The organism is Rhodococcus sp. SGAir0479 (assembly GCF_005484805.1).
Lineage (GTDB): Bacteria > Actinomycetota > Actinomycetes > Mycobacteriales > Mycobacteriaceae > Prescottella.
In genome coordinates this window covers 4,465,751-4,481,703 of record NZ_CP039432.1, presented here as the reverse complement: position 1 = coordinate 4,481,703, position 15,953 = coordinate 4,465,751, and the positions used below count along the sequence as shown (strand labels likewise).

The 15,953-nt window shown below is 68.4% G+C and carries 14 protein-coding genes; 6 read left to right on the top strand and 8 right to left on the bottom strand.

The features are described from left to right. The first annotated feature begins 44 nt into the window (after nucleotides 1-44). Together E7742_RS20710 and E7742_RS20705 are read left to right on the top strand one after the other, a co-directional pair. Nucleotides 45-248: a cold-shock protein gene (locus E7742_RS20710; RefSeq protein WP_137800661.1), complete on the top strand. Its 204-nt coding sequence runs from the start codon at nucleotides 45-47 to the stop codon at nucleotides 246-248. 136 nt (nucleotides 249-384) lie between these two features. Further along, complete coding sequence (locus E7742_RS20705; protein ID WP_137800660.1) at nucleotides 385-732, top strand: MmcQ/YjbR family DNA-binding protein; 348 nt, start codon at nucleotides 385-387, stop codon at nucleotides 730-732. 57 nt (nucleotides 733-789) lie between these two features. On the opposite strand, the gene E7742_RS20700 is transcribed toward E7742_RS20705, so the two are convergent. The 4 genes from E7742_RS20700 to E7742_RS20685 form a co-directional block, all read right to left on the bottom strand. Then, entirely contained in the window at nucleotides 790-1,158 is a 369-nt protein-coding gene (locus tag E7742_RS20700) for a RidA family protein (RefSeq protein ID WP_137800659.1), read from the bottom strand. Nucleotides 1,159-1,181: 23 nt separating this feature from the next. After that, nucleotides 1,182-2,708, bottom strand: a complete 1,527-nt coding sequence (locus E7742_RS20695; protein WP_254699088.1) for an acyl-CoA carboxylase subunit beta — start codon at nucleotides 2,706-2,708, stop codon at nucleotides 1,182-1,184. Between the two features lie 124 nt (nucleotides 2,709-2,832). Continuing rightward, complete coding sequence (locus E7742_RS20690; protein WP_137800657.1) at nucleotides 2,833-3,864, bottom strand: aspartate-semialdehyde dehydrogenase; 1,032 nt, start codon at nucleotides 3,862-3,864, stop codon at nucleotides 2,833-2,835. A 6-nt stretch (nucleotides 3,865-3,870) separates the two neighbouring features. Beyond that, a complete protein-coding gene (locus E7742_RS20685; RefSeq protein WP_137800656.1) occupies nucleotides 3,871-5,136 on the bottom strand; it encodes an aspartate kinase in 1,266 nt (421 codons plus the stop codon). A 153-nt stretch (nucleotides 5,137-5,289) separates the two neighbouring features. Between E7742_RS20685 and E7742_RS20680 the strand changes: the two genes are divergently transcribed. Next, nucleotides 5,290-6,468: a low temperature requirement protein A gene (locus E7742_RS20680; protein WP_137800655.1), complete on the top strand. Its 1,179-nt coding sequence runs from the start codon at nucleotides 5,290-5,292 to the stop codon at nucleotides 6,466-6,468. A gap of 3 nt (nucleotides 6,469-6,471) precedes the next feature. On the opposite strand, the gene E7742_RS20675 is transcribed toward E7742_RS20680, so the two are convergent. Beyond that, nucleotides 6,472-7,128: a GAP family protein gene (locus E7742_RS20675; RefSeq protein ID WP_137800654.1), complete on the bottom strand. Its 657-nt coding sequence runs from the start codon at nucleotides 7,126-7,128 to the stop codon at nucleotides 6,472-6,474. A gap of 13 nt (nucleotides 7,129-7,141) precedes the next feature. Beyond that, the gene (locus E7742_RS20670) at nucleotides 7,142-8,791 is read right to left on the bottom strand and encodes a SulP family inorganic anion transporter (protein WP_137800653.1); all 1,650 of its coding nucleotides are present in this window, start codon (nucleotides 8,789-8,791) and stop codon (nucleotides 7,142-7,144) included. A 300-nt stretch (nucleotides 8,792-9,091) separates the two neighbouring features. Between E7742_RS20670 and E7742_RS20665 the strand changes: the two genes are divergently transcribed. Then, nucleotides 9,092-10,375, top strand: coding sequence for an ion channel protein (locus E7742_RS20665; RefSeq protein ID WP_137800652.1), 1,284 nt, complete (start codon nucleotides 9,092-9,094; stop codon nucleotides 10,373-10,375). After that, entirely contained in the window at nucleotides 10,372-11,181 is an 810-nt protein-coding gene (locus E7742_RS20660; protein WP_217497513.1) for a trimeric intracellular cation channel family protein, read from the top strand. The genes E7742_RS20665 and E7742_RS20660 overlap by 4 nt, the downstream gene beginning before the upstream one ends. Before the next feature lie 37 nt (nucleotides 11,182-11,218). On the opposite strand, the gene E7742_RS20655 is transcribed toward E7742_RS20660, so the two are convergent. Together E7742_RS20655 and E7742_RS20650 are read right to left on the bottom strand one after the other, a co-directional pair. Beyond that, complete coding sequence (locus tag E7742_RS20655; RefSeq protein WP_137800651.1) at nucleotides 11,219-11,692, bottom strand: DUF6069 family protein; 474 nt, start codon at nucleotides 11,690-11,692, stop codon at nucleotides 11,219-11,221. 3 nt (nucleotides 11,693-11,695) lie between these two features. Next, complete coding sequence (locus E7742_RS20650) at nucleotides 11,696-13,426, bottom strand: SulP family inorganic anion transporter (protein WP_137800650.1); 1,731 nt, start codon at nucleotides 13,424-13,426, stop codon at nucleotides 11,696-11,698. Between the two features lie 147 nt (nucleotides 13,427-13,573). Here E7742_RS20650 and E7742_RS20645 point away from each other — a divergent pair, with 147 nt between their 5' ends. After that, complete coding sequence (locus tag E7742_RS20645) at nucleotides 13,574-15,919, top strand: arylsulfatase (protein ID WP_137800649.1); 2,346 nt, start codon at nucleotides 13,574-13,576, stop codon at nucleotides 15,917-15,919. Nucleotides 15,920-15,953: the final 34 nt, after the last annotated feature.

Genomic DNA, 15,953 nt, shown 5'->3' with positions numbered 1-15,953 from the left:
CTCCGATACGGCAGCACCCGAGAGCCTGACTAGAGGAGATACACATGGCAGAAGGCACCGTGAAGTGGTTCAACGCCGAGAAGGGCTTCGGCTTCATCGCCCCTTCGGACGGAACCGCTGACGTGTTCGCGCACTACTCGGAGATCCAGGGCAGCGGATTCCGCAACCTCGAGGAGAACCAGCGCGTGCAGTTCGAGATCACGCAGGGCGCCAAGGGCCCCCAGGCCACCGGCATCACCGTGATCTGAGCCTCTCTCCCGTTTCCCCCTCGCGGGGATGTGAGGAACCGTCGGGCCCCGTTCCCATGCCAGGGAAGGGGCCCGATCTGTGTCTCGGCGCCCGAACCTCTCACGGGCCGCCCTACCGGCCGATACGGTCGAGGACATGCGTGACCCGACGACTCCGGCACGCGCGTTGCTCGACGAGCTCGCCGCAGAGTTCCTGCGCGCCCCCGACGTGGAGGTCGGGACGATGTTCCGCAGCCCCGGCCTGCGGGTGGCCGGCAAGATCTTCGCCTTCCTCGGCCACGACGACCGGTTGATCGTCAAACTGCCCCGTGCGCGCGCCCGGGAGGTCGTCGCCGCCGGCACGGCGCATGAAGTCACGATGGGCAGCCGCACGATGAAGGAGTGGGTGTCGCTCCCCTTCGACGACGACGACCTCGACGGGACGCTGGCCCGGTGGCGCGACGCGGCCCACGAGGCGCACGAATTCGTCTCGGGCGCGGCCTGACCCCGCACCGCTGACCCCGCACCGCTGACACCACACCGCAGCTCACGGCACAGCGGCTCAGATGTCGCGAATCCTGGCCGTCGCCTTGATCTCCACGAGGATGCCGGGCATCCCCAGGGCCGTGACCCCCACTGCCGTCCACGCCGGCCGTGCACCGTTCTGGAAACGCGCCTTCGCCGCCATGAACTCGGTCATGTGCCGAGGAAAGTCGACGTGGAAGCTGGTGAGTTCCACCAGATCCGACGGGCCCGCCCCGTGCTCGGCGAGCAGCTTGCCGAGCGTCGCGAACGCGAGGTCGTACTGCCGTTCCGGATTCGCCGGCGCACTCCCGTCCGCCTCGAGTCCGACCTGGCCGGAGCAGAACAGCAGATCGCCGCTGCGGACGGCATCGGAGTAGCCGTACTCTTCTTCCCAGTTCTTCGACACGTCGTCTTCCTTTCCCTTCGAGGTCAGCGCAGATAACCGTGGTGTGCGATCGGCTCCGCCGCGCCGTCCCGCGCGCACGAATCCAGTCCGCGGATAAGAACGTTGCGCAACTCCCGGGGGTCGATGACGTCGTCGTAGAACAACGTCTGCGCCAACGCCCACGGTCCCGACGTCTCGTTCTCGACCAGCGCCCGACGGGTCTCGTCGTCCTCCTTGGCGGTGCGCCCGCCGACGTCCGCGGGGATGCCGCCGAGCGTGACGGCCGGGAACGCGAGCGTCATGGTCTGGTTGTCGTACGGGTTCGCGCCCATCACCGAACTGCCGAACCCGAACGCCTTGCGCACCGTCACGTGGAACTTCGGGCTCCGCAGCCGGTGCTGTGCGGCGAACATACGCGCACCGGCCTTGAGGATGCCCGCCTTCTCGGCGGCGCTGCCCGCCATCACGCCCGGATTGTCCGCGAGGAAGAGCACCGGCAGGTGGAACGCGCCCGCGAGTTGCAGGAACGACGCCGCCTTGTCGGCGGCGGCCACCGTGACGGCACCGGCCATCACGGTCGGCTGGTTCGCGACCACGGCGACCGCGTGCCCCCCGATCCGTGCCAGCGCCGTGATGATCGAGGTCCCGTAGGTGGGTTGGATCTCGGTCACGGTCCCGGAATCGGCCAGCGCACCGAGCATCGCGCGCATGTCGTACGGGCGTTTCTGGTTCACCGGGATCAGATCGAGTAGCTCCGGGAGCGCACGCTCACCGACGTCGTGGTTGCCGGCGTCCGGCCCGATCCACGGCGGACGCTGCCACGCACTGCTCGGAAGGTAGGACAGGAACCGGCGGGCCAATGTCAGCGCCGCCGCGTCCGACTCGGCACGGTTGTGGGCCACCCCGGACATGTCGATCGCGACCTGCGGACCACCGAGCGTCTGTTTGTCGACCTGCTCCCCGGTCGACGCGGCGACGAGCGGCGGTCCGGCCGTGAACAGCGCACCGTACCCGTCGACCATGATCACGAAATCGGACAGCGGCGCGGCCAGCGCCCCGTGCCCGGCGGACGGGCCCGTCACGATCGCCACCGTGGGCACCAACCCCGACAGGTCCGCCATGGCCTGGAGATCGTTGGGGGCGGGCCGGTTCCGTTCCAGCGCGTTGGTGGCACGGTGCCCGGCACCCTCGAGCATCATCACCAGCGGCGTCCGGTTGCGTAGCGCCAGCTGCGCCGCCCGGGTCCGCTTGGATGCGGCCGCGGTTCCGATGGATCCACCGGCGACCGTGAAGTCCTCCGCCCCGACAGTCACCGGGCGGCCGTCGACCGTCCCGGCGCCTGCGACGAAGGCGTCGGCCGGGACGGCCGGATCCCCTGTCAGCGCGCCCAATTCGACGAACGAGCCCGCGTCCAGCAGCGTGGTGATGCGGGCCCGCGCGTCGAGGCGACCGGACGCCCGATAGCGGTCCACCTTCACGGTGCCGCCCATCGCCCGGGCCGCGGCCTTGCGTTCGGCCAGCCGCGTCAGCAGAGCCTGCCAGTCCGCACCGTTCTGCGTGTTCGCCGTCACAGCAGTGAAGCTACGGCCGAAAACTTTCGGCCGCAACATCACTCACCACTGACCGATATACGCCGCGTGCGCGGCCACCGGGACCTCGAGGGTCCGGTGACCGCGCACGCGGGAACGACGGGAGCTAGACGAGCAGCTCGGCGATCTGGATCGTGTTGAGCGCCGCGCCCTTGCGCAGGTTGTCGCCCGAGACGAACAGCGCCAGGCCGCGTCCCTCGGGAGCGCCCGGATCCTGCCGGATTCGGCCGACGAGGGACACATCGCCGCCGGCGGCCGCGAGCGGCGTCGGCACGTCCACCAGCTCGACGCCGGGGGCGTCGGCGAGCAGTTCCTTGGCGCGCTCGACCGACAGCGGCCGCTCGAACTCGGCGTTGATCGCCAGTGAGTGCCCGGTGACGACCGGAACGCGCACGCACGTGCCCGACACCAGCAGGTCCGGCAAGCCCAAAATCTTGCGGCTCTCGTTGCGGAGCTTCTGGTCCTCGTCGGTCTCGCCGCTGCCGTCGTCGACGATGGCACCGGCCAGCGGCACGACGTTGAACGCGATGGGCGCCACGTACTTGTCCGGCGCCGGGAAGTCGACCGCCGCACCGGAGTGCACAAGCTTGTCGGCGTCGGCGGCGACGGCGCGCACCTGGCCCACCAGTTCCTCGACCCCGGCGATGCCGCTGCCGGAGACCGCCTGGTAGCTGCTGACGATCAGGCGCTGCAGGCCGGCCTCGTCGTGCAGCACCTTGAGGACCGGCATCGCGGCCATCGTGGTGCAGTTCGGGTTGGCGATGATGCCCTTCGGCGGGTTCTTCGCCTCCTCCGGGTTGACCTCGCTGACGACCAGCGGCACCTCGGGGTCCTTGCGCCACGCCGACGAGTTGTCGACGACGATCGCGCCCGCCGCCGCGAAGCGGGGCGCCTGTGCGCGGGAGAGCGTCGCACCGGCCGAGAACAGCGCGATGTCGATGCCCTTCAGGTCCTCGTCGGAGGTCGCGGACGCGTCCTCGACGACGATCTCCTCACCGCGGAACGGCAGCTTCTTGCCGGCCGAGCGCGCGGACGCGAAGAACCGGACCTTCTCGGCCGGGAAACCCCGCTCCTCGAGCAGGGTGCGCATGACGATGCCGACCTGGCCGGTCGCACCGACGACAGCGATGGTGGTCATGACTGGTTACCGTCCCGTTCCTGCGTGTACGACGGCCGCTTCCTCGCCGCCGAGGTCGAAAGCTGCGTGGATGGCGCGCACGGCGTCGTCCAGATCCGTGTCCTTGACCAGCACCGAGATGCGGATCTCCGACGTCGAGATCAGGTCGATGTTGACGTCGGCGTCGGCCAAGGCCTCGCAGAACTTGGCGGTGACGCCCGGGTGGCTCTTCATGCCGGCACCGACGAGCGACACCTTGCCGATGAGGTCGTCGAACAGGATCTGCGTGAAGCCGATCTCCGACTGCAGCGCCGTGAGCTTCTCCACCGCGCGCGGGCCGTCGGCCTTGGGCAGCGTGAAGGTGATGTCGGTCTTGCCGGTCTCGACCTTGGAGATGTTCTGCAGGACCATGTCGATGTTGATCTCCGCCTCGGCGATGGCCCGGAAGACCTTCGCGGCGTGGCCCGGCGTATCGGGCAGGCCGACGACGGTGACCTTGGCCTCGCCGCGGTCGTGCGCAACACCGGTGATCAGGGCTTCTTCCACGGGAATGTCCTCCATCGATCCGGACACGATCGTTCCGGGCTTGGTCGTGTATGACGAGCGGACGTGCACGGGCACGTTGTAGCGGCGGGCGTACTCGACGCAGCGCAGCATCAGGACCTTGGCGCCGCACGCGGCCATCTCCAGCATCTCCTCGAAGGAGACGGTGTCGAGGCGCTGTGCGTCGGGCACGATGCGCGGGTCGGCGGTGAAGACGCCGTCGACGTCGGTGTAGATCTCGCACACGTCGGCCTTCAGCGCCGCGGCCAGTGCGACGGCGGTGGTGTCCGAGCCGCCGCGGCCGAGGGTGGTGACGTCCTTGCTGTCCTGGCTCACGCCCTGGAAGCCGGCGACCAGCACGATCGAGCCCTCGTCGAGCGCGTCGCGCACGCGGCCCGGCGTGACGTCGATGATCTTGGCGTTGCCGTGGCTGCCGGTGGTGATCACGCCGGCCTGCGAGCCCGTGAACGAACGGGCCTGCGCACCGAGGGAATGGATCGCCATCGCGACGAGCGCGTTCGAGATGCGCTCACCCGAGGTGAGCAGCATGTCCATCTCGCGCGCCGGCGGCACCGGGCACACCTGCTGCGCGAGGTCGAGCAGCTCGTCGGTGGTGTCGCCCATCGCCGAGACGACCACGACGACGTCGTTGCCCGCCTTCTTGGTCTCGACGATCCGTTCAGCGACGCGTCGGATGCGCTCGGCGCTCGCGACCGAGGATCCCCCGTACTTCTGGACGACGAGAGCCACGCGTGTGTACCTCCGGATAGATGGGTTGATGCAAATCCAGCTGTCGAGCTTACCGACGTGTGTCCGTTCCGGTGCAGGGCGTCCTGACCGGGCACCTCGAGGCGCACGCCGGTCGCGGGTGGCAGCATCAGCGTTGTGGACATCACCCGACGAATGACGACCCGCCCCACCGAGGAACGGGCGTCGGTTTCGCCGCTCGAGCTGTTCTTCGACCTGGTGTTCGTCTTCGCGATCACCAGAGTCACCGATCTCATGGCCGACGATCCCACAGCCGTCAATCTCCTGCACGGCATCCTCGTCATGGCGGTGCTGTGGTGGAGCTGGGTCGGGTACTCGTGGGTCGCGAACCTCGTGCGCGCCGACGAGGGGATCGTCCGGCTGGCGATGCTCGCGGCGATGTCCGCGGTGTTCATCGTCGCTCTCACGATCCCGGAGGCGTTCGACGACCTGCCCGGTGGGCTGGACGGTCCGATGGTGTTCGCGCTCGGCTACTTCACGGTCCGCCTGCTGCACATCCTCGTGTTCCTGGTGATCAGCAAGGAGGACCCGCAACTGCGCGGGCAGGTCAAGCGCTTCGTGCCGTCGATGCTCGCCGGGACCACCTTCCTGCTCATCGCCTCCCAGCTGACCGGGCCGTGGCAGACGGTGATGTGGTTCCTCGCGCTGGCCGGGGACTACCTGGGCACGCTCGTCGGGGGTCTCGACTGGCGTCTGCGCTCGGTGAGCCACTTCGCCGAACGGCACGGACTGTTCGTGATCATCGCGCTCGGCGAGTCCATCGTCGCGATCGGGATCGGTGTCGCCAGCCTGCCCATCACGTGGGCCATTGTGGTGGCGTCGCTGCTGGGGCTGACGGTGTCGTCCCTGCTGTGGTGGGCATACTTCGACGTCACGTCGCTGACGGTGGAGCACGCGTTCGAGGCGGCCGGCGGCCGGCGCCGCATCCAGATCGCGCAGCGCTGCTACAGCTACGCGCACCTGCCGATGGTGATCGGCATCGTGTTGCTCTCGCTGGGCCTCAAGAAGGTCCTCTACTACGTCGGCGACGGCAACCATCACCGGCTCACCGATCCGCTGCAGGGCTGGCCGCTGGTGGCACTGTTCGGCGGCGCGGCCCTGTACGTCGCGGCGCTGGTCGTGTTCAAGATGTACGGCGTGGGCACGCTCGGTGTTCCGCGCGCGGTCACGGCCGTCGTGCTCGCGGCGCTGATCCCGGTGGCGTGGCACCTGCCCGCGCTGGTGTCGCTCGCCGTCCTCACCGCGGTGTTGCTCGCCCTGATCGCGTACGAGACGCTGACGTTCGCGGACGACCGCCGCACCATCCGGGCCTGACGGTCACAGCAGCGCGACGAGGTTCCGCACCACGAAGAGAGCGCCGAAGCCGAAGAAGACGGTGAGCGTGAGCGGCCGCTCGTGCGTGATCATCCACTGCTTGACGGCGCCGAGAGCGCTCTTCGCGCGGTCCCCGAACGCCGCGTAGACCGCGATCGGCACCAGGAAGTCGAGCGCCGCGGCCGACAGCAGCAGCACGGTCCCGAACACCGCCGCGCCCGGGGTGGTCTCCGCCGCGGCGATCACCGTCATCCCGGAGATCATGATCGCCAGGTTGGGGTTCACGATCGACAGCGCGGCCCCCATGATGAACGCGCCGCGCGGCTTGGCGTCGGCGAGTTGCTGCATCCACTCCGGCCCCGTGTCCGACGGCGACCGTCTGCGGATCAGTTGCCACATCCCGAACGCGAGGAAGACCAGGCCGACGACCAGACCCGCCCAGTGACTGACGGCACCAGAGCGGGAGGTCTCGTGCGTCGCACCGCCGAGCAGCGCCGCGACGCCGATGGCCGTGTACGCGATCATGAACGCACCGAAGAACGCGAACGCGTTCGCGAGAGCGCGTTTGGTCTGCAGCAGCAGCACACAACCCGCGATCGCCGCCGGCGTGACGGCCATCCCCGCCAGCTCCGGAAGCAGTTGCAGTATCAGCTCGCCCATCTCCACACCCCCGTCACTTCGACAATGCCCGAGCCGCGGACTCCACGTCCACGAACACCCGTCCGCGCGATTCGTACTCACGCCCGAGTGCGGTGCGGCGGACGGTGGCCAGGTTCTTGCGGGGCAGCGCCGCGAAGTACACGTCGACCCCCGAGTCCTCCAGTTCGGTGGTGAGGTCGAGGAAGCTGCGCATCACCGTCGTCGTCACCTGGGTGAGCCGGGAGCAGTCGATCACGAGCGTCGACGGGTGCCCCGCGGCGACGCGTCGGGCGATCTCGCGGGTGTTGGCGCGGACGTTGGCGGTGTAGAGACCCGAATCGACCCGCAGCACCAGTGGATCCGAGGGCACGGCGCCCTCGTCCGGAGCCACCGCACGCCAACCGCCGGCCACCTCGCGCACGAGTTGTGACACGTGCGGGCGGTCCAGTTCGCGCAGCACCAGGTACAGGGTGAGCAGGACGCCCGCCAGCACAGCGGGAAGCAGCCCCGCGGAGAGACCGATGGCCGCCGTCGCGGCGGCGATCCAGAACTCGACCCGGTTCACCCGCCAGTACCGAGCGAACGAGCCGAGATCGACCAGCCCCAGCGTCGCGACCACCACCATCGCGCCGAGCGTGGCCTGCGGAAGATCGTTGAGCACCGGGGCCAGGAACAGAGCCACGAGCACGGCCAGCACCGCGGTCATGACACCGCTGGCCTGCGTGCGGGCCCCGGCCCGCAGCGCAACCGCGGTCTGCGAGAAGCCGGCCGCGGGCGGCAGGGTGTGGAAGAACGAACCCGCTACCGACGCAACACCGTTGGCCAGCAGCTCACGATCGCTGCCGATCTGCGGTTCCGAAGACCGCCGCACCCCTCGTGCCACCGCGACGGTCTCCAGGAACGCCATCACCGAGATCGCGAGCGCGCCGGGCAGGAGATCCGCGATGTCGTGCAGCGAGGGTACCCCGGGAAGTGGAATTCCCTGTGGTACTTCGGCGATCACCTCCACGCCGCGATCGCGAAGTCCGGTGAACGCGATCAGCGCGATCCCGACGGCGACCACGACGAGAGGCCCGGGGACCCGGGGCACCAGCCGCCCCAACGCCACCAGCGCGGCCACGGACACCGCCGACAGCGCCACCGTCGCACCGTTGGCGTCCCCGACCTGGCCCAGCACACCGTTCAGCACGTGGAAGAACCCGGTGGCGTCGGGATCCCCGGGAACCCCCAGCAGCTTCGGCAGCTGACTCACCGCCACCGTCAGCCCGACACCGGCCTTGATGCCGGACAGTGTTGCCTCGCTGATGTTCTCGATGATCGCCCCCAGCCGCAGCACGCGGGCGCCGACGAGGATGAGCCCGACCATCAGCGTCAGCGTCATGAGCGCGGCCTGCGCATCCTCCGACCCGGCGGCGATACCGGCACCGACGAGGGTCGACGCCGTCAGCGTCGCGATCGTGGACGTGGTGCTGACACTCGCGGTGCGCGAGCCGCCCAGCAGCGCGTACACCAGCATCGGCACCATGCACGTGTAGAGGCCGATCTGCACGGGCATGTCCGCGATCGTCGCGTACGCCATCGCCTGCGGGATCACGACCGCCCCCGCGCTCAGCCCGGCCACGACATCGGCCCGCAGCCATGCCTTCCGATAACCGACGAGCGTCGGCGCGAATACGGGTGCCATCACGAGTATCCCGAGAACGACGACGCCTGTTCGTTGCGCAACTCAACCGGCAGACCCGTCGCCTCCGCAGGCCACGACGGCAGCGGTGTCGATGTCATGGTCGCCTCCCGGTCGGATCGATCACCTCAGAGAACCATTGCCGCCCACTCGGACGGATCACCCGCTTCGGGTGAGGTCATCGGCCGGCGGACTGCGCACGGTGGAAGGCGAGGCGACGCGAAGGGGTGATCACATGGCTGCGAGGTGCCGTGCCGGAACGAGCGAGCACATCGCGTTCGTGGATCACTGACAGCGCTCGACATGACGACACACTCTCCCTCGTCGGCGCCGACGGCCCGACAGCTCGCCGTCCTCGCGCTGCCGGCGGTCCTGATCGGCGTCCTCTGCGCCCTGTCGCTGCTCGCGTTGAGTGCAGCGGCGGGCGCGCTGCAGGATTTGCTGTGGACCCGGATTCCCGACTGGGCCGGGGTCGCCGACGGCTCCCGGCTGTGGACGTTCGGCATGCTCACCGCGGTCGGCTTCGTCGTCGGCGTGATCGTGTGGAAGATCCCCGGGCACGCCGGGCCCGATCCCGCCACGACCGGACTGGTGTCCGCCCCGTTGAACCTGTCGGTGTTGCCGGGGTTGGCACTGGCGATCGTCGTCGGACTCGCCGGCGGGGTGAGCCTGGGGCCGGAGAACCCGATCATCGCGATCAACACCGCCATCGCCGTGTGGATCGTCGGCCGGTTGTGGAGACGCGTCCCGGTGGAGGTCGCGGTCATGATCGCCGCGGCGGCGACGATCGGCGCGATGTTCGGCACCCCGGTCGCGGCCGCGCTGGTGTTCACCGAAGTGGTGGCGACGCAGGGAAATCGTCAGCTGTGGAGCACACTCTTCGCGCCGCTGGTCGCCGCCGGCGCGGGCGCGCTGACGATGGTGTTCCTGGCCAGTCCGGTGCTCTCGGTCGACGTCCCGTCGTACGCCGATCCGCGCTTGATCGACCTGGTGACCGGGGCGGTGGTGGCGCTCGCGGCGGCAGTGCTCTGTCTGGGCGCGGTCTACGCCTTCCCGGTGATACACCGGGTGTTTCACCGGCTGCGCAACCCGGTACTCGCGATCACCGCGGGCGGTGTCGCGCTCGGTGTGCTCGGCGCGATCGGGGGCGAGCTGACCCTCTTCAAGGGTCTCGACGAGATGAAGGAGCTCACCGCCTCCGCTGCCGGCGAAAGTACCGGTGAGCTGGCACTCGTCACCATCGTCAAGTTGGTCGCACTACTCGTCGCCGCGAGCTGCGGTTTTCGCGGCGGCCGCATCTTCCCGGCCGTGTTCGTCGGCGTGGGCGTCGGCTTGACCGCCCACAGTGCACTGCCCGACGTGCCGCTCGCGGTAGCGATCGCCTCCGGCGTACTCGGTGCGGTCCTCGTGGTCGCCCGCAACGGCTGGCTGGCGCTCTTCATGGGGGCGACGACCGTCGCGGACATCGGGGTTCTGCCGCTGCTCTGCATCGTCATCCTGCCGGTGTGGCTCTTGGTGGCCCGGCGCCCCGAGATGCTCATCCACCCACCGCCGCGGGCGGCGGAACCCGAGGGGGCGCCCGTATGACGTTAGAGCTTCTCGCAGCCGGCTCCACGCCGATGTCGGTGGGATTCGGTCACTTCCAGCTGACCGGGCAGCACACATTCTTCGATCTGGTGGCCGCCACCACCAACGCTCTCAACGGCGCTCTCCTCGCGCGGCGACCCGACCACTATCGGAACTTCACGGTTGTCGGCATCCTGTTGATGGGCCTGATCGGTGGCATCGGAGGCGGCATCAGCCGGGACGTGATGCTCGCCGAGGTCCCCGTCGCGCTCATCAATCCCGCGTACATCACCCTCTGCCTGGCTGCGGGCATGCTCGGCTACTCACTCGCGTTCGCGACGGGGCAGCTTTTCCGGGAGGGCCTGTTCCAGTTCATGACCTCGGCATCGTTGCCGTGGTACGCGGTGGTCGGCGCGATGAAAGCCACCGAGCACGGCCTTCCGGTCCTCGGAGCGCTCGCGATCGCGATCGTGGGACCGACGGCCGGGCGGTACATCATCGACGTCAGCTGCGGCGTGACCCCCAAGCAATTGATCCGCGGCGAGTGGTTCGTGTTCACGGCCTTCCTGACCGGCGCGGTGTGGCTGCTGCTCAACGCTTTCCACCTCGACAACTGGATCGCCGCACCCGCGGCCGTGCTCGTGGGCTTCACGTTCCGAATGGCCGCGCTGTACCGGGCCTGGGAGGAGCCTCTCGCGAGGGAGCCGGATGGCGCGTACATCCACGACGACGGGCGGCCGCTCCTCGGGCGCAAACTGCACCGCAAATCGCGCCGGGAACTCGAGGCACTCGGGCTGGTCCCCCCGCGGAACGACGGACAGACCTGACCGCCCTCCGATTCACCGGCGGTTCTCGATCGCACTGTCAGCCGATGGGGTCCGGACGCGGCGTTCCGACGCCCGGAGAACGGGCGGCCGCGGCCGTGCCCGACAGGAGCGACACGATTGCCAATCCTATGGCGAGATAGATCGCGCTGCTGCAGATCTTCGATCCGATCTCGGCTCGAGTCGTGAACGGCCACAGCGCCGCCAGGATCGTGGCGAGCACGCCTATCCAGACGAAGAAGTTGGCCGCCCGCGGCGTGGTGAGGACCAGAACGTGCAGCAATGCCGTCGCGATCAGAGCCGCGAACACCGCGTACCCCGCCATGATCCCTGCCTGCGAGTCGGCGAACGTCGCTGGCGGCACCGTCACCGGGATGTCGACCAGATCCCGGACGATCGCCAGTCCCACGACGGCGACGAGGGCCGCCACGAGGGCCGTGGCGACACCGCCCGCCCACAGCTTCCCGGCATCGAGGGTCTTGTCCGGCAGGCCGGCACTCCGATAGCTGCTCATCCTTCACTCCTTCCGGCCGTGACGGCCGATCTGCGACTTTCTTCCCGACAATGCGTCGTCGACAGTGCTAAACACCTCGAGCACCCGATCGTTCGAGCCGGCGGCGCCCAGAACGTCTCGCACCTGACCGATGTCGTGGGCGATTCGGAGCTCGATTCCTCTGCGCTGCAGACTGTCCTGAAGCTGCCTCAACATTTCGGCGGCGCTGACATCGATGTTGGGTGATGTTTCTGCGTCGAGCACCACCACACGGGTCTCGTCGGTGCAGCGGCCTTCGACGGTCTCCTTGACGTAGTCCGCATTCGCGAAGAAGAGACCACTCTCGACGCGCACGACCAGGGCAGCCGCCCTGGTCGTGGCGTGGGCGTGTCGATCGGTGTCCACCCAGACGGCGCCCTCCCTGCCGAGGGTCGCGATGTGCGGCCGGGACGTTCGGTAGAGCAGCAGCAGCATGGAAACACCGATCCCGATGACCAGCCCCGGGAGCGTGTCGAACACCAGTACGCCGAGCATCGCCGCCATCGCGGCGAGGAAATCGGCACGTGCGGCGAAGCCGTAGATGCTGCCGAGCCGCCTCGACCACACCCGATACAGCCGTCGCAGCGACGCGACGTCGACCAACTCGATCACTGCGGCGATGACGACTGCTGCGAGCGTCGCCTCCGGCAACTTCTCGAAGAGGCCGGTGAGGAACAGCAGAGTGACGACGGTGAGAACCGCGACCACGATCCCGCTGACTTGCGTTCTCGCTCCCGCTGCGCCGTTGACGGCGGTCTTGGACAGGCTGCCGTTGACGACCATGCCCGAGGCCAGCCCCGAGCCCAGATTGGCGGCGCCGAGTCCCAGCAGTTCCCGGTTGGCGTCGATCTCGTAGCCCGCTCTGGCGGCATACGTCTTCGCGGCCCCGAGCCCCTCCGCGAAGCCGATCAGCAGCACGCCGAACGCCGGCCCGGCAAGATCGTAATAGTCTTGCCAGCTCCGTCCGTCCGGCAACCCGAGCGACGGCAGTCCGGCGTCGATGTGCCCGACGACGTCCACCCCGTGGTCGCCGAGTGACAACGTCTGCACCGCCACGATGCTGAGCAGCACCACGACCAGGGACCCCGGGACCAGCGGGACCCACCTCCTGAGGCCCAGCACCAGCACCAGACTCGCGGCCCCGATCGCGAAGGTCGGCCATTGGGTGTCGCCGAGTTGGCGAGCGACGTCCCATGCCTGTTCGAAGAAGTCACCCTCGCCCTTCGGGATCCCGAACAACTTCGGCACCTGACCGATCACGATGGTCAGGGCGAGACCCACGATGAACCCCTTCAGGACCGGCTCGGAGATGAACGAGGCGGCGAAGCCGAGGCGGCACAACCCCGCCAGCAGGCCGGCGATACCGGTCACGATGGCCAGAACGGCGGTGAGTGTCAGATAGTGCCCGCCGTCGGCGCCCGCGACCGGTGCGATGATCGCCGCCGACAGCGCTGCGGTCGCCGACATCGGTCCCACGACCAGGTGCCGCGAGCTGCCGGCGGCCGCGTACAGAACCAGCGCCGGCACTGCGGCGTAGAGGCCGACCACCGGACTCACGCCGGCGATGGTGGCGTACGCCAGCGACTCCGGAACCAGCACCGCCCACACCGTCAGACCGGCGACCACGTCGGGACGCAGCCAGCCCCGCTGATATCCCTGGAGCGACGCGAACAGCCACCAATGTCCGTGCCCGCTCTCTCGTGACCCGTGACCCATTCGCGTTCCCACCTCCTGTCCGTCTCAGGTCGATTCATCGTGTTCGAGTTCGGCGGTCGCGGCTTCACCTCACTCGGGTGAGGCGCAGGCGATCCCGGCGGTCGACGATGGACGGTGACTTGTCGTCTTCGTGGCAAAGGAGCGATCGTGGCAAAGGACTTCAAAGGCGTCATCAACCTGGACGTACGGGACTCGGTCTCGGACTGGGACGCCTTCCTCCCTGACAGGGCCCCGCAGGGCGCACCCAACGTGCTCGTCGTGCTGTACGACGACACCGGCACGGCGGCCTGGTCCCCGTACGGTGGACGGATCGCGATGCCGACGATGGACCGACTCGCCGAGAACGGGCTGACCTACACGCAGTGGCACACCACCGCGCTGTGCTCGCCCACGCGCTCGACCTTCCTGACCGGACGCAACCACCACCTCAACGGCTTCGCCTCGATCTCCGAGTCGTCCACGGGCTTCCCCGGTTACAGCTCGCACATCCCGCCCTCGAACGTCACGATGGCGCACCTGCTGCGCGATGCCGGGTGGGCGACGTTCTGGGTGGGCAAGAACCACAACGTGCCGATCGACGAGTGGACCGCGGGCGCGTCGAAGAAGAACTGGCCGCTCGCCCAGGGCTACGACCGCTTCTACGGTTTCATCGGCGGCGAGACCAACAACTGGTATCCGTCGCTCGCGGAGGACAACCGCTACATCGAGCAGCCGTACACCCCCGAGCAGGGCTACCACCTGTCGAAGGATCTCGCGGATCAGGCACTCAAGATGATCCGCGACGTCAAGCAGACCGAACCGGACAAGCCGTGGTACCTCTGGTTCTGCCCGGGCGCCAATCACGCCCCGCACCACGCGCCGCAGGAGTACATCGACAAGTACAAGGGCATGTTCGACGACGGCTACGAGGCCTACCGGGAGTGGGTCCTCGCCCGGATGATCGAGCGGGGCATCCTGCCGGCGGACACCGACCTGACGCCGCTGAATCCGATGCCGGACGGCACCTTCTCGCCACTGGACGCGGTCCGGCCGTGGGACGAGCTGAGCGACGAGGAGAAGCACATGTTCAGCCGGATGGCGGAGGTGTTCGCCGGCTTCTCGGAGTACACGGACGCCCAGGTGGGCCGCATCGTCGACTACCTGGAGGAGTCGGGCCAGCTCGAGAACACGCTGATCCTCTACTGCGCCGACAACGGGGCGTCCGGTGAGGGCAGCCCCAACGGTTCGGTCAACGAGGGCAAGATCTTCGGCGGCTACCCGGACGACGAGGCGCAGAATCTCACGATGGTCGACAAGCTCGGCAGCCCCGACACCTACAACCACTACCCCACCGGGTGGGCGGCGGCGTTCTCGACGCCGTACAAGATGTTCAAGCGCTACACCTACCAGGGCGGTGTCTGCGATCCGCTGGTCATCCACTGGCCGGCCGGGATGAAGGCACGCGGGGAGGTACGCCATCAGTACCACCACTCGACCGATATCGTGCCGACGATTCTCGAGGCGTGCGGCGTCTCGATGCCCGACACCTACAACGGAGTCGAGCAGACGCCGCTGTCCGGAGTGTCGATGGCGTACTCGTTCGATGCGCCCGCCGACGGGCCGACGGCGAAGCAGACGCAGTATTACGAGATGTTCGGCCAGCGCGGCCTGTGGCACCGGGGATGGAAGGCCGTGTCGGTCCACGGCCCGATCTCGGGAACGGGAAATTTCGACAAGGACGTGTGGGAGCTGTACCACACCGATGTGGACCGTGCCGAGGCTCACGACCTGGCGGCGCGGCATCCCGACAAGCTCGAGGAACTGAAGACGCTGTGGATGGCGGAGGCCGAGGCCAACAACGTGCTGCCACTCAACGACCTCCAGGTTCTCGGCAACCCCAAGGACTTCGAGACCTTCATCGGGATGGAGTTCCACCAGCCGGTGCCGCCGAGCGGCCAGTACGTCTACTACCCCGGCACCAGCGAGATCCCCGAGCGGTCGGCGGCCAACGTGCACGGCGTGTCGTACCGGATCCTCGCCGAAGTCGACCTCACGCCCGACACGGAGGGAGTGATCTTCGCGCACGGTTCCCGCTTCGGCGGACACGCGCTGTTCGTCAAGGACGGGACGTTGACCTACGCGTACAACTTCCTCGGCATCCCGCCCGAGGACCGGATTTCGGCGCCGGTCCCCACGTCCGGCAAGCACATCCTGGGGGTCGAGTTCACGAAGGAAGGCATGGGGCCCGATCGGGAGGGCATCGGACCGCTACGCCTCTACATCGACGACAAGCAGGTCGGCGAGCAGAAGATCCGCACGGTCCTCGGCCATTTCTCGCTCTGCGGCGAGGGCCTGTGCATCGGGTACGACAGTGCCGACCCGGTGTCGAGCGCGTACCCGGAGCCCCGGTTCGAGTTCCGCGCCGGCAAGATCACCAAAGTCGTCTTCGACATCGCCGACGACGCGTACGTCGACATCGAGAAGCACATGCAGGCCGCCATGGCCCGCGACTGACGCGATACTGCCTCCACGAACCGCCTGCGCGGGT

Coding starts and splice junctions, on each gene's coding strand:
- E7742_RS20710 (WP_137800661.1), top strand. CDS start 45: ATGGCAGAAGGCACCGTGAAGTGGTTCAACGCCGAGAAGGGCTTCGGC.
- E7742_RS20705 (WP_137800660.1), top strand. CDS start 385: ATGCGTGACCCGACGACTCCGGCACGCGCGTTGCTCGACGAGCTCGCC.
- E7742_RS20690 (WP_137800657.1), bottom strand. CDS start 3,864: ATGACCACCATCGCTGTCGTCGGTGCGACCGGCCAGGTCGGCATCGTC.
- E7742_RS20680 (WP_137800655.1), top strand. CDS start 5,290: ATGACGACCCGCCCCACCGAGGAACGGGCGTCGGTTTCGCCGCTCGAG.
- E7742_RS20675 (WP_137800654.1), bottom strand. CDS start 7,128: ATGGGCGAGCTGATACTGCAACTGCTTCCGGAGCTGGCGGGGATGGCC.
- E7742_RS20670 (WP_137800653.1), bottom strand. CDS start 8,791: ATGGCACCCGTATTCGCGCCGACGCTCGTCGGTTATCGGAAGGCATGG.
- E7742_RS20665 (WP_137800652.1), top strand. CDS start 9,092: ATGACGACACACTCTCCCTCGTCGGCGCCGACGGCCCGACAGCTCGCC.
- E7742_RS20660 (WP_217497513.1), top strand. CDS start 10,372: ATGACGTTAGAGCTTCTCGCAGCCGGCTCCACGCCGATGTCGGTGGGA.
- E7742_RS20655 (WP_137800651.1), bottom strand. CDS start 11,692: ATGAGCAGCTATCGGAGTGCCGGCCTGCCGGACAAGACCCTCGATGCC.
- E7742_RS20650 (WP_137800650.1), bottom strand. CDS start 13,426: ATGGGTCACGGGTCACGAGAGAGCGGGCACGGACATTGGTGGCTGTTC.